This is a genomic window from Microbacterium sp. KKR3/1 (assembly GCF_021272365.1).
GTDB classification, from domain to species: Bacteria; Actinomycetota; Actinomycetes; order Actinomycetales; family Microbacteriaceae; genus Microbacterium; species Microbacterium aurugineum.
Genome location: NZ_JAJSDW010000001.1, coordinates 1,392,037 through 1,405,152, shown reverse-complemented (window position 1 = coordinate 1,405,152; position 13,116 = coordinate 1,392,037). Strand labels below are relative to the sequence as shown.

Annotated in this window: 15 protein-coding genes; 6 read left to right on the top strand and 9 right to left on the bottom strand. The window is 69.4% G+C overall.

Annotated elements, in window-relative coordinates; translation table 11 throughout:
* The first annotated feature begins 73 nt into the window (after positions 1–73).
* From LVJ59_RS06725 to LVJ59_RS06700, 6 genes are all read left to right on the top strand, one after another.
* Positions 74–433, top strand: a complete 360-nt coding sequence (locus LVJ59_RS06725; protein WP_047524761.1) for a holo-ACP synthase — start codon at positions 74–76, stop codon at positions 431–433.
* Complete coding sequence (gene alr, locus LVJ59_RS06720; RefSeq protein WP_131491829.1) at positions 430–1,536, top strand: alanine racemase; 1,107 nt, start codon at positions 430–432, stop codon at positions 1,534–1,536. The genes LVJ59_RS06725 and alr overlap by 4 nt, the downstream gene beginning before the upstream one ends.
* Positions 1,533–2,030: a tRNA (adenosine(37)-N6)-threonylcarbamoyltransferase complex ATPase subunit type 1 TsaE gene (tsaE, locus tag LVJ59_RS06715; RefSeq protein ID WP_232762444.1), complete on the top strand. Its 498-nt coding sequence runs from the start codon at positions 1,533–1,535 to the stop codon at positions 2,028–2,030. Before alr ends, tsaE begins: the two co-directional genes overlap by 4 nt.
* A complete protein-coding gene (locus LVJ59_RS06710; protein WP_232762443.1) occupies positions 2,027–2,827 on the top strand; it encodes a response regulator transcription factor in 801 nt (266 codons plus the stop codon). The genes tsaE and LVJ59_RS06710 overlap by 4 nt, the downstream gene beginning before the upstream one ends.
* Positions 2,828–3,033: 206 nt before the next feature.
* Positions 3,034–4,632 carry a cell wall metabolism sensor histidine kinase WalK gene (locus LVJ59_RS06705; RefSeq protein WP_232762442.1) on the top strand — a complete coding sequence of 533 codons (1,599 nt, stop codon included), beginning with the start codon at positions 3,034–3,036 and terminating at the stop codon, positions 4,630–4,632.
* On the top strand, positions 4,629–5,780 hold the full coding sequence (locus tag LVJ59_RS06700) for a hypothetical protein (RefSeq protein ID WP_232762441.1): 1,152 nt from the start codon (positions 4,629–4,631) through the stop codon (positions 5,778–5,780). Before LVJ59_RS06705 ends, LVJ59_RS06700 begins: the two co-directional genes overlap by 4 nt.
* Here LVJ59_RS06700 and csrA read toward each other — a convergent pair.
* Genes csrA through LVJ59_RS18045 form a run of 9 tightly spaced genes read right to left on the bottom strand, consistent with a single transcriptional unit; the run spans position 5,777 to position 13,116 of the window.
* Complete coding sequence (gene csrA / locus LVJ59_RS06695; protein ID WP_047524777.1) at positions 5,777–6,028, bottom strand: carbon storage regulator CsrA; 252 nt, start codon at positions 6,026–6,028, stop codon at positions 5,777–5,779. The two genes, LVJ59_RS06700 and csrA, sit on opposite strands and share 4 nt — an antisense overlap.
* Positions 6,029–6,032: 4 nt before the next feature.
* Entirely contained in the window at positions 6,033–8,099 is a 2,067-nt protein-coding gene (locus LVJ59_RS06690) for a flagellar biosynthesis protein FlhA (protein WP_232762440.1), read from the bottom strand.
* Positions 8,096–9,187: an EscU/YscU/HrcU family type III secretion system export apparatus switch protein gene (locus LVJ59_RS06685; RefSeq protein WP_232762439.1), complete on the bottom strand. Its 1,092-nt coding sequence runs from the start codon at positions 9,185–9,187 to the stop codon at positions 8,096–8,098. Before LVJ59_RS06685 ends, LVJ59_RS06690 begins: the two co-directional genes overlap by 4 nt.
* On the bottom strand, positions 9,184–9,945 hold the full coding sequence (locus tag LVJ59_RS06680) for a flagellar biosynthetic protein FliR (RefSeq protein WP_047524783.1): 762 nt from the start codon (positions 9,943–9,945) through the stop codon (positions 9,184–9,186). The genes LVJ59_RS06685 and LVJ59_RS06680 overlap by 4 nt, the downstream gene beginning before the upstream one ends.
* A 4-nt stretch (positions 9,946–9,949) precedes the next feature.
* A complete protein-coding gene (gene fliQ, locus LVJ59_RS06675) occupies positions 9,950–10,222 on the bottom strand; it encodes a flagellar biosynthesis protein FliQ (RefSeq protein WP_047524786.1) in 273 nt (90 codons plus the stop codon).
* On the bottom strand, positions 10,219–11,034 hold the full coding sequence (gene fliP / locus LVJ59_RS06670) for a flagellar type III secretion system pore protein FliP (RefSeq protein ID WP_232762438.1): 816 nt from the start codon (positions 11,032–11,034) through the stop codon (positions 10,219–10,221). The genes fliQ and fliP overlap by 4 nt, the downstream gene beginning before the upstream one ends.
* Positions 11,031–11,504, bottom strand: a complete 474-nt coding sequence (gene fliO / locus LVJ59_RS06665; protein WP_269816769.1) for a flagellar biosynthetic protein FliO — start codon at positions 11,502–11,504, stop codon at positions 11,031–11,033. The genes fliP and fliO overlap by 4 nt, the downstream gene beginning before the upstream one ends.
* Before the next feature lie 23 nt (positions 11,505–11,527).
* A complete protein-coding gene (gene fliN, locus LVJ59_RS06660) occupies positions 11,528–12,187 on the bottom strand; it encodes a flagellar motor switch protein FliN (protein ID WP_047524792.1) in 660 nt (219 codons plus the stop codon).
* On the bottom strand, positions 12,184–13,116 hold the full coding sequence (locus LVJ59_RS18045) for a flagellar motor switch protein FliM (RefSeq protein ID WP_232762436.1): 933 nt from the start codon (positions 13,114–13,116) through the stop codon (positions 12,184–12,186). The genes fliN and LVJ59_RS18045 overlap by 4 nt, the downstream gene beginning before the upstream one ends.

The window sequence follows — 13,116 nt, the reverse complement described above, 5'->3', positions numbered from 1 at the left end:
ATGGCTCCGTTTCCACCCGAAACGGAGCCATTTGCGCGATTCGAACCGGATGCGTGCTCGGTAGGCTGAACGGATGATCATCGGCACCGGCATCGACCTCGTGGACATCCCGCGGTTCGAGCGCACGATGACCCGGACCCCCCGCCTCCTGGAGCGGCTCTTCGCCCCGTCGGAGCGCCCGCTGCGTCTTCCATCCCTGGCGGCGAGGTATGCGGCCAAAGAGGCGCTGATCAAAGCACTCGGCGGCTCGGACGGGGTGCACTGGACCGAGATCGAGATCGCCTCGGAGGCGTCGGGTCGTCCGCACTTCGTCCTCTCCGGCTCGACGGCCGCGGTCGTCGAGGAGCGCGGCATCCGCACCCTGCATCTGACTCTCACCCACGACGCGGGCCTCGCTGCCGCGTTCGTCGTCGCAGAAGGAGCGCCACTGTGACCGTCCCGTTCCGTGAGGCGACCATCGACCTCGATGCCGTCGCCGACAACGTGCGGCACTTCCGCCGCCTCACCGGCGTCGAGGTGATCGCGGTCGTCAAGGCCGGCGCCTACGGGCACGGTGCTGCCGCGACCGCCGTCGCCGCGCTCTCCGCCGGAGCGACACGCCTCGGCGTCGCCGAGATCCCCGAGGCTCTCGAACTACGCAGGCAGGGCGTGCACGCGCCGATCATGGCCTGGCTGCACGCGCCGGGCGAGCGGTTCGAGCACGCCGCGGCCCAAGACGTGGAGATCGGCGTCTCCTCCTTCGATCAGCTCGAAGCCGCCGCTGCCGCTGCGGCCGTCGACCGTCCGGTTGGGGTGCACCTCAAGTTCGAGACGGGGCTGTCGCGCAACGGCATCGCTCCGGCCGACTGGGGGCGGGTGCTGGCCGAGGCCGCGCGTCTGGAGCGGATCGGACGACTGCGTATCGTCGGCCTCTTCAGCCACCTCTCCAACACCTCCGCGGAGGACGACCGGGCCGCGCTGGCGAAGTTCGAGGAAGGTGTCGCCGCGGCCGCCTCTTTCGGTATCCGCCCCGAGATCCGGCACATCGCCGCCACCGCCGCAGCGATCGACCTGCCCGAGATGCGGCTCGATGCCGTGCGCATCGGCATCGGGCTCTTCGGCCTCTCGCCGTTCGACGACCGCAGCTCCGCCGAGCTCGGTCTGCGTCCGGCGATGACTCTGCGCGGAGCGATCGCCGCGGTCCGCCGGGTGCCCGCGGGCACGGGTGTCTCCTACGGCTACGCCCACCGCACGGATCGCGACACGACGCTGGTGCTCGTGCCCCTCGGATACGCCGACGGCGTGCCCCGGAACGCCTCGGGCAGGCTCCCCGTCTCGATCGGCGGACGGCGGTTCGTGAACGTCGGGAGGATCGCGATGGATCAGTTCGTCGTCGACGTCGGTGACACGCCGGTCTCGGTCGGGGACGAGGTGGTCCTGTTCGGCGATCCCACCCTCGGTGTGCCCTCGGCGGCGGACTGGGCCGCGGCCGCCGGCACCATCAACTACGAGATCGTCACGCGCATCGGTCCCCGGGTGCCGCGGAGGACGTCGTGAGCGTGGACCCCGCTTTCCTCGGCAGACGGGAGATCGCGACGTCCGAGGAGATGGAGCAGCTCGGCTTCCGGATCGGTGAGCAGCTAGAGGCGGGCGACCTGCTCATCCTCACCGGACCGCTGGGCGCCGGAAAGACGACGTTCACCCGTGGTCTCGCCGAAGGGCTCGGTGTGCGCGGACCCGTGCAGAGTCCGACCTTCGTGATCGCCCGCACCCACCCCTCGCTGGTCGGGCGTGCGCCGCTCGTGCACGTCGACGCGTACCGACTCGGATCGGCGGCGGAACTCGAGGACCTCGACCTCGACCTCGAACGCTCGGTGGTGGTGATCGAGTGGGGGAGGGGGATGGCCGAGGATCTCGCGGACGCGTGGTGGGACATCGAGCTCGAACGACCAGTCGGCGTTTCCGAACTCGACTCCGGGGAACTCGACCCCTCGGATCTCGACGCGGATGCCCCACGGATCGTGACCATCGTGCGCGAGGGGACCCCATGAGTGCGGCGACGTCCCCCCTCGTCGCCGTGATCATCGACGACGACCCGGGCGTCCGCTCGCTCCTGGACGAGGTGTTCCTGGCCGCCGGCTTCGAAACCTTCCTCGCAGGTTCCGGCCCGGACGGGATCGCGGCCGTCGAGCAGCATCGCCCGGTGATCACCACCCTCGACATCAACCTGCCGGGGATCGACGGCTTCGAGGTCGCGCGACGGATCCGGCAGGTCAGCGACACCTTCATCATCATGCTCTCGGCTTTGTCGGACGAGTCCGATGTGGTCCTCGGTCTGACCTCCGGAGCGGACGAGTACCTCGTGAAGCCGTTCCGGCCCCGTGAGCTGCGTGCGCGCATCCAGGCGCTTCTGAGGCGCCCGCACCCCGCGGCCGCGCCGCCGACCACCGAGTCGCGCCCTGCGACCGCAAACGAGCCGTCCACCGACGGTGCGACGGTGCTGACGTGGCGGGGCCGGGTGCATCGCGACCTCAGCCTCGATCTGGACACACGGCTGGTGCTCGTCGGCCAGAAGCGCATAGATCTCACTCCCACGGAGTTCGACCTGCTCGCGGCGATCCTCGAGGCGAACATCCGGGTGTCCAGCAAAGCGGAGCTCGCGCGCGGACTGCGGGGAGCGCCACCGGGGTCGAACGATTACGTGAGCGAACCCGACAAGCGGGCGATCGAGACCCACATCGCGAATCTGCGGCGGAAGCTGGGTGACAGCTCGGCGAACCCGCGCTACATCGAGACCGTGCGCGGAGTCGGTTACCGCCTGACTCCCGCTGATGACACGGGAGGCTGAACCGGGGCGGGGCCGCGGCTCCCCAGCCGCGGCCCCGGCGCCTGCGAATCCCCACTCGCGTGGCCCCGGCGTCTGCGTTGTTCCCCAGTCGCAGTATCGGCCCCACTCAGAATGCTAGGGGTGCACGGCCGCCTGAAGAGCGGGCTCGACGGATCTTTGAGTAATCTTGCGGGAAACCTGAGCTTCGAGCGGAAAGGCGAGCGTCGATGATCCGCACCGTGTCGATCTGGCGCTGGCAACTGGTCTTCACCGGCAGTGTGGTCGCGATCGTCGTGATGGTCACGGCCTTCAAACCCGAGACTTTCGCCAACACCTTGGTCGTCGCGGGGGCCGTGCTGGTCCTCGTCACCAGCGTGCTCACGCTGGCCGTGCCGTGGCACCGTCTGCCGCGCTCCGCCGCTGCCGTCGTGCCGCTCCTGGATGCGCTCGCGATCGGCTTCACCACCAATGCACCGGACCTCCGCCTGGGGTTCCTGTGGGTCTTTCCTGTCGTCTGGCTGGCCACGTACTTCACCCTGCCGTGGGTGTTCGGTGGCATCGTCTTCATGGGTGCCACGCTCGTGCTCTTCGCCGAGCAGCGCGGCTCGCCGGCGGACGTCCTGCTGCGCCTCCTCACACTCGTCATCACCCTGGGGTTCCTCGGCGTGACGGTGCGTATCGGTGCACAGCGCTCGCGGGCCGCGCGTCGCCTTCTACAACGACGTTCCGAGCAGGTCAATCGTGCAGCGGAGCGGGCGGAGGCGAATCAGCGGCGGGTGATCCAGATCGTCGACGCTCTGAGCGTCGCCCTCGTCGTCGTCACGGCGGGAGGGCGCATCCTGCAGATGAACGACGCGTACCGTGCGCTCTACGGCCGCGACCGCTTCGGCGCGGAGCTCTCCACGGCCGCCGTCGAGTACGACGCCCGACGGGGCGTCGCGCTGCCCCCCGCCCGCACCTCCCTCGCCCGCGCCGCCGGCGGAGAGAAACTCGATGCCGAGCGCGTGTGGTTGTTCGACGGCGCGGGACAATGGCGGGCCCTCGAGGTGAGCACGCAGCCGATGGCCAGCGCCGGCGAGGGCGAGGCGATCACGCTGGTCGTGATCGACGACGTGACCGCGCGACTCGAGGTCGACGAGGAACGCCGGGCCTTCAACGCCATGATCTCGCACGAGTTGCGCAACCCCCTCACCGCGATCGTCGGCCACGTGGACCTGCTCCGTGAGCGCGAAGACCTGCCGGGGCGGGTGCCTGCACAGCTCGAAATCATCGCGAACGCGGGTGAGCGCATGCACGACCTGGTCACGAGCATCCTCCGGCAGACGAGTCACACCGCCCAGGATCCTTTCGAATCCGTGGATCTGCGCGAGGTCGTTGACTCGGCGGCGGCATCGTATGCACCCGTCATCGCGGGCAACAGGCAGACGCTCCGGGTCGAGGGAACCGAGAGCCTCCTCATCTCCGGGGACGCGTTCCGTCTGCGGCAGGTCGTCGACAACCTGCTCAGCAACGCTGCGAAGTACACCCCCGCGGGCGGACACATCGGTATCGAGCTCGAGACGATGGCGGGCGGCCAGGCGGTGGTCACGATCGTCGACGACGGATTCGGTATGGCGGCAGACGATGTTGCTCGCGTGTTCGAGCCCTACTTCCGCACCGACAGCGCCGTGCGCGCCGGCATCGGCGGCACCGGCCTCGGGATGGGCATCGTGCGGGAGATCGTCGCCGCGCATGAAGGCAGTATCGACATCGCCAGTGAGGTCGGTGTCGGCACCCGCGTGACTCTGCGCTTCCCGCAGCGTCGAGTGATGGAGGCTCAGGTATGACCCCGCTCGTTCCCGTCAACGTCGACATCACGACCAGCATGGTCGCGGTCGTCACGGTGCTCACCGCGCTGGTGATCGGTCTGGGCACCCTCGCGCGCCCGAGCAGGGCGACCGTCACGTGGGGGGCGGCCTTCGGCCTGGGGATGCTCGGCGCCTACCTCTGGCTCGCGGGGCAGCAGATGACCGAGACCAGGGCTCTGCTCGCCGCCGCCTCGGCCCTGCTGCTGTGCTTCGAGCCGTTGGTGTGGATCGGTCTGCGGATGCACTTCGGCCGCCGCGCACGCTGGTGGGTGGTGATTCTCTTCCTCGTCATCGCGCCGACCCTGCTGGTGACGACGGCGGACAACCCGTGGTATCTGCCGTCGTTCCACCTCGTCTTCCTGGGCAGCGCCGTCTTCGGCGGGCTCGTGGCCTACGAGTTGCTGCGCGACCGACCGGCCGCCAGGGACATCGTGCTCCCGCTGGTACTCGCCTCCTGCGGGCTCGTCGTCGTGGCGGTCGCGAGCACCGTGTCCGCCGTGCTGTCGGGCGGCGCGGCTGCCGGCGCGCAGCTCAGCGCGCTGCGCGGCATGAACGCCGTCGGCACCGTCGTGGTGAGTACCTGTGCGGCGTTCACCCTCGTTCTGATGGTGCGGGTGGATGCGAAGAAGAGTGATGTCGGTGATTTCGTGGAGCGTGCGCGTCGTCGACTCCGCAAGGCCGAAGCGCAGAACGATCTCCCGTGGTCGGTGCTCGACATCCGACTCGACGACCCCGCCGACCTCCGTGAGGCATCGACGGGATCCGCGTTCGCGCTCATCGTCGACCGTTTCCACCACGACATCCAGGAGGCCCTGCCCGCGTCGGCCGATGCCGCCCGGGTCGAGGACGACCGGGCGATCGTCGTTATCCGCGGCGGTGACGAGTCGGTCCGCCACCATCTTCGCGGCATTCTGACCTGCATCTCGGTGATCGACAGGGAGACGACGACCGGGATCCGGTCGTCGGCGAGCGTCGGTTGGGCGACCGCGTCGCTCGTCGGCTTCGATTTCGACCTGCTCGTGGCCACGGCGGAGCAGGCGACCGGCCGAGCGCAGGCCGCGGGAGGCGACCAGTGGAAGCGGGCGGACGCCGCGGATCTGGCGCGGGTCGTGACCCCCGTCGACTAGGAGTCTCGGGACTCCCGGCCCCGGGCGAGGGCGGCGGCGATCGCGCCCTCCGCATCGGCACCGGTCTCCGCCGCGGCCGACACGTTCTCGGCGACGACCGCCTCGATGATCTCGGTGCGCTGGATGCGGGTCTCGCGCGGGGCCTTCACGCCGATGCGCACACTGTCGCCCTTGATCTCGAGCAGCGTGATCTCGATGTCGCCGTCGATGCGCACGCTCTCACCGATCCGCCTCGTCAAAACCAGCATTCGTTCAGCCTACTGCCGCCGAGACGGCTCCGACCGCGGGCGAGGGCGCGGGGGCATCTCGGACGACGCCGACGGTCTCGATCGTGAGCGCGGCGGAAGTCGCCTCGGTGTACGAGAGCACCGGCAGCCCGTCGGTCTGTGCGGACACGAGCCGACGCACCGCCGGACGCAGCGACGGGGCACACACCAGGACCGGTTCGCCCCCCTCGCGCACCGAGGTGACCGCCTGCTTCACCGACTCCACGACGGCCTCCATCCGCTGCGGGTCGAACACGATCTGAGTGCCCTCGTCGCTCGTACGCAGGCTCTCGAGCATCGCCTGCTCGAGAAGCGGATTGATCATCACCACCCGTAGGACGCCGCCATCCGCGAACCGCGCCGCGATCGCCGGGCCGAGAGCAGCCCGTGCGGCTTCGATCAGGCCCTCCGGATCGGTGGAGACCCTCGCCCGCAGCGCGAGTGCTTCGTAGATGCGGCTGAGGTCGTTGATCGGAACCCGCTCGGCGAGGAGTCCCTGGAGCACGCGCTGCACCTCGGCGAGCGACAGCAATGCCGGGGTGAGCTCCTCGACCGCGGCGGGGGAGGCCTGTTTGAGCGCGTCCGTGAGCTGGCGCACGTCTTCTCGGCTGAGCAGCCGCGCGGCGTGGGCGTGGATCACGCTGGAGAGGTGCGTGATGATCACACTCGCCCGGTCGACCACGGTCGCTCCCGAGAACTCGGCGCTGTGGCGCATCTCGAGGGGGATCCACTTGCCCTCGAGCCCGAACACTGGGTCGAGCGTCGCGGCGCCGGGGAGGGACTCCAGGCCCTGCCCGAGCGCGAGGACGGAGCCGGCCGGAGCGGTGCCCCTCCCGGTCTCGACCCCGGCGATGCGGATGACATAGGTGGACTGGGGCAGCTCGATGCTGTCCCGGGTGCGCACCGGCGGCGCGATGAGTCCCAGATCGAGGGCGATCCGCCGTCGCAGTGCCTTCACGCGCGCGAGGAGGTCATCGGGTCCTCCGGTGACCAGATCGACGATGTCGGGGGAGAGCAGGATCTCGAGCGGGTGCACGCGCATCTTCTCGATCAGCTCCTCCGGCTGATCCGTGGGGGCCGGCGTCGTCGTCTGCGCGGCGATGGCTTCGTCACGCTTCTGCGTCGCCTTGATGCGCTGCGCGATCAGCAGCAGAAGGGCGCCGATCGCCACGAACGGCAGCATCGGCATGTGCGGGATGAGCGACATGATGATCGCGGCGCAACCGGCGATGATGAGCGCATTGCGGGACTGACCGAGCTGTGCGGACGCGGCGCTGCCCATCTCGGCTTCCGCCGTCGAACGGGTCACGATCATGCCGGTGGACACCGCCATCAGCAACGCCGGGATCTGCGTGACGAGTCCGTCGCCGATGGTGAGGAGGCTGTACGTGCTCACGGCCCCGTCGATCGTCATGCCGTGCTGGACGATCCCGATCGCGATGCCGCCGACCACGTTGATGATGATGATGACGAGTCCGGCGATCGCGTCGCCCTTGACGAACTTGGACGCACCGTCCATGGCGCCGTAGAAGTCGGCCTCTGCGGCGACCTCGGCGCGACGTTCCCGGGCTTCGGCGTCGGTGATGAGTCCCGCATTGAGGTCGGCGTCGATCGCCATCTGCTTGCCGGGCATGGCGTCGAGGGTGAACCTCGCCCCGACCTCCGCGACGCGCTCCGCGCCCTTGGTCACCACGACGAACTGGATGACGACGAGAATCAGGAAGACGACGGCGCCGATGATGAGCGAGCCGCCGACGGCGATCGCCCCGAACGCCTCGATGACCTGTCCGGCGTAGGCCTCTCCGAGCACCAGACGCGTGGAGGCGACGTTGAGACCCAGCCGGAACAGCGTCGCCACGAGCAGCAGCGAGGGGAACACCGAGAAGTCGAGGGGCTTCTTCACGAACATCGACGTGAGCAGGATCACGAGCGCGAACATGATGTTTAGGATGATCAGGATGTCGAGCAGGAACGGTGGCACCGGGACGACGAGCAGCATGATGATGCCGACGACGCCGACGGGCACCATGAGCTTGAGGAAGAGCTGTCTCATACGGTCCTCCGATAGGGAAGGGAATGGATGCCGCGCGCGGCCCCGCGCCGCCGCAGGGCGTCGACGAACACGAGTACGCGGGCGACGGCGTTGTACAGGTCCTCGGGGATCTCCTGACCCAGTTCGCACGCGGCGTGCAGGGCACGAGCGAGCGAGACCTCACGCACCATCGGGACACCGGTCCGTGTCGCCTCCTCGCGAATGCGCTCCGCGACGACGCCGCTGCCCTTCGCGACGACCTTGGGTGCGGCGCGTCCGGCCTCGTATCGGAGCGCGACGGCGATGTGCGTGGGATTGACGAGGACCACGTCGGATCCCGCGACCGCGGAGATCATGCGGTTGCGGCTGATGGCCAGCTGTCGGGAACGCCGCTGCTGACGGATCAGGGGGTCGCCCTCGGAGTTCTTGTTCTCGTCGCGCACCTCGCGCTTGGTCATGCGGGTGTGCTTGCGGTTGCGTCGCATCACGACGAACATGTCGATCGCGGCCAGTACCAGTCCGACGGCGATGGCGGTCTGCAGGAGGGCGGCCGTCCCCTCGCTCGCGGTGCCGAGCAGCCGCGAGATCGAGTGTGCGCCGCTGGCGGTCAGCACAGGCATCAGGCTCGCGATCACGAACCACAGCGCGATGCCGATGGCCGCGGTCTTCAGGAGCGCCTTGGCGCCCTCCCAGAGGGCCTGCATGCCGAAGACGCGGCGGATCCCGGTGACGACGTTGAACTGCTCGAAGCGTCCGGTCAGCGGTTTCAGGTGCACCCCGCCCTGGACCACCGCGCCGATCAGCGTGACGATCGCGACCGCGGCCAGCATCACGGCGAGCGTGGGGAGCACGGAGGCGAGGCCGCGACCGAGGGCGGTGAGTGCCGCTTCCGGCGTCGGAGCGTCGACCAGCGAGGTCAGCGTGAGCAGCTGCTCGGTGCCGGCCGATGCCCCGAGGGCGATGGCAGCGGGCATGGTGACAGCCGCGGCGCCGATGCCCAGCCACGCGGTGAGATCCTGGCTGCGCGACAGCCGTCCCTTCTTGCGGGCTTCGCGCAGGTGCTTGTCGGTCGCCTTCTCACTGCGCTCGCCGCTGTCCGTGCCGCTCATTCCTGCACCCCCTGCATCATCTTGAGGGCCTGTACGGCGAGGGCGTCCACGATGCCGGGGAGGACCGCGTAGACCGCTCCGGCCAGCAGGAGGGTCAGCAGGATCTTCACCGGGAAGCCCATCGCGAAGGCGTTGAGGGCCGGGGCCACACGCGTGATGAGGCCGAGCCCGACGTCGGCCAGGAAGAGCACGAGGACGAGCGGCCCGGCGATCTGCACGGCGGCGAGCACCATCTGCGAGACGCCGTCGACCAGGAGCTCCGCGGGACCGGACACTTCGAACACGCCGTCGAGCGGAACGGCGTCGAAACTGCGGGCGAGTCCCGCGAGGATCAGCTGATAGCCCCCCGATGCGAACAGCAGCGTGAGCGCGGTCAGGTGGAAGAGGCGCGTGAACTGCGCGCCGTTCACGAGCGAGTGCGGGTCGAACGCCTGAGCGAGCTGGAACCCGCCGAACACGTCGATCAGGCTGCCGGCGGCCTGGAGTGCCGAGAAGCACAGCAGCACCAGGAAGCCCAGGAGCGCACCGGTGACCAGCTGCAGCACCAGGGCGCCCAGGAAGGGTCCGGTGTCGAGGTTCTCGTATCCGGGGGAGACGGCCGTGCCGACGGCGAGCGAGAGACCGATCGCGAGCATCGCCTTCACCCGCACCGGGATCGCCCCGTACGAGAAGGGCGGGGCGATCATGATGAACGCGGTGATGCGGACTGCGGCGAGCATCGTCGCCTCCAGCCACGCGAAGTCGATGGGGATGAACACCGCGTCATCCGCTCAGGAGCGAGGGGATACGGGCGAACATCTCGGTGGTGAACGCGATCATCTCCGCGATCATCCAGTTCCCGGCGATCAACAGGGCGATCCCGACCGCCACGATCTTCGGCACGAACGACAGCGTCACCTCCTGCACCTGGGTGATGGACTGCAGCAGCGAGATCGCGAAACCCACCACGAGGGCGGTGACCAGGACCGGAGCGGCGAGCTTCGCGGCGATGATCAGCCCCTGGGTACCGATGTCGATCACGGCTTCGGGGCTCATCCGACACCTCCATAGCTCTCCAGGAGGGCACGGATGATGAGCCCCCATCCGTCGACCAGGATGAACAGCAGGATCTTGAACGGCAGCGAGATCATGACGGGCGGCAGCATCATCATGCCCATCGACATGAGAGCCGCGGCGACCACGAGGTCGATCACCAGGAACGGCACGAAGATGACGAAGCCGATGATGAACGCGGCGCGCAGTTCGGAGATCATGAACGCCGGGATGAGCGTGTACATCGGCACGCTCGTCGGGTCCTCCGGGTTGGGCTGACCCGCCATCCGCGTCATGAGCGCGAGGTCCTCCTCGCGCGTGAACCGCAGCATCCACTCCTGCAGCGGCAGTTGGCCGACGTCGATGGCCTGGGCGAACGTGTACGTGCCGTCGATGTACGGCTGCACCGCGACGGTGTTGATCTCGGTCAGCACCGGCCACATGATGAACAGCGACAGGAACAGCGACAGTCCTGCCAACACCTGGTTCGGCGGGATCGTGGGCAGGGACAGGGCGTTGCGTGTCATCGCGAGCACGACGAAGATCTTCGTGAACGACGACATCATCAGCAGCAGCGCAGGCGCCACCGAGAGCAGGGTGATGCCGAGCAGCGTCAGGATCGAGCCCGAGGGGGAGCCGTCGACACCGTTGATGTCGATCGTGACGCCGTCGCCGGGATCGTCGGGGGTCACGGCCGCGTGTGCCGGGCCGCCGGCGGCCAGTGTCAGCACGAGCACCAGAGCGAAGGCGACGGCGAGGAGCAGCGCGACCCGTCGCAGCGCGTGGCCGTCGGCGGCCCCACCGGGCATGCTCATCGCGTGCGCCGGATGGCCTCGGCGGTCTGCCGCCAGGTTTCGGGGGAGAGGATGGAACCGCGCAGCGGATCGTTCCGGTGGCGCACGCGTCGCTGCGGCACCTGCGCCGCGACGGCGGAGGTCGTGTCCTCGCTGCCCGCGGTCGCGGCGAGGATGCGGTCGAACTCGGCCGCGTCGGAGGCCGCCTCGGACGTCGCGGCAGACCACACCGGTGTCGCCGGATCGTCGGGCAGGGCCGCGGGCTTGACGGGCAGACGGTCCACCACGTTGACGCCGTGTTCGGTGACGCCCAGCACGTAGCGGGCGTCTTCGGTCTGGACAACGACGATCTGCGCCTTCGGGCCCACTCCCTGGCGGCCCAGCACCGTGATGACCTCACCGTCGCGTCGCCGCGCGGCGGTGCGCGAGACCCGGCGCTGCAGGAACCAGAGCAGCCCGAGCACCGCTGCGAGGGAGAGCGCGACCCGCAGCCCGAGCAGGAGGTCGTCCAGGATCAGGCCTCGACGTTCTCGAGGATGCGGGTGATCCGCACCGCATAGTCCTGGTCGACGACGACGACCTCACCGTGCGCGATGACCCGGCCGTTGAGCTTGACGTCGGCGGGTGCACCGGCGGAGCGGTCGAGTTCGACGATGCGTCCCGGCTCGAGGCCGAGCACGTCGCGCACGGCCATCCTGGTGCGGCCGATCTCGACCGTCAGCTCCATCTCGACGCCGGCGATGCGGTGCAACCGGCGGGAAGAGCTCGCGGTGCCGGCCGGCGCGCGCGTGACGATCACGGCGAGGCGCCCGATCGTCCGGTCGGTGTCGTCCTGCAGATCGAAGAGCTGGGCGGCGGGGTCGGCGAACAGAGCGGAGGCGTCGCCGATCGTGGCGTCACCGAGGGCGCCGGCCCCCAGCGCGCTCGCTGCGGCTTCGAGGGCATCGCGCAGCCGATCGCTCAGAGGCGCACCGCCGAGGCCGTCGACCAGGGCGTCGGGGTCGAACACCTGTACCGCCAGCTGCGCGCTGGCCTCGCCCACGAACGGGACGATCACGGCGTCGCCGGTGTCTCCCGACACCTGGGAGGCACGCGCGGAGGTCGCCGCGGCGGTCGGCAGCTTCGCCGCGAAAGCGGCGGCGACGGCGGACTCGTAGGTGGTGGTGCTGGTCACGCGGGCTCCTCGGCGATGGCGGGATCGGGGATGGTGGTGGCGACGACGCAGGCCAGACGCGCCCCGGCGCTGCCCACGGCCGCGGTGGCGACGGTCTGATCGCCCACCGCGAGGATCATCGGTCGATCGGCGGAGTGCGGGAAGGGGACGATGTCTCCGACGGCGAGATCGAGCACCTCGCGGGGCAGCACGGCACGCGGGGCGAGCCGGAGCGCCACCTCGACGGGGGAGACCTCGACCTGACGGCGGACCAGGTCCGGCGCAGCCGAGCGATCCGCGTCCGAGGTGCGCACCGTGAAACCGGCGAGGACCGAGGCGGGCAGCATGACGCTCGCCGGGACGGCCCGACCGGCCAATCGCATCGAGAACCGCGCGACGATCACCGGTTCCCCCGAGGCCGCGACCTGCGCGAACTGGGAGCTGTACTGGATGCCGCTCACCGTGATCCCGGCGGGCAGCAATCCGTCCAGGGCACCGGTGAGGTGATCGAGGGCATCGACGATCAGGGAGCGGATCAGCGCCTGCTCGATCGGGGTGAAGGTGCGGTCTTCCGAGGCGCTGGACGAGCGCCCGCCGACCATCTGCACGATCCAGGTCGTGGCGGCGGAGGTCGGCAGCTGCACGATGAGGCGTTCGTCCGAATCGGGCAGCGCGCACACGATCATGGTGGTCGTGGTCGGGAGCGACTGCGCGTACTCGCCGTACGTCAGCATGCCGACATGCTCGACGGCGATGGTGGCGCGGACGTGGATCTTCGCCGAGAGCTGGGTCGACCACTGCCGGGAGAACGTCTCGAAGGCCAGTTCCAGGGTGCGGGTGTGCTCGCGCGAAAGGGTCGCCGAACGGCCGAAGTCGTACACCTCGACTTCGGCGGTCTTCGTCGCCGTCGCTGCGCGCGCTTCGGAGCGCACGCTGTCCTGGATCACCAC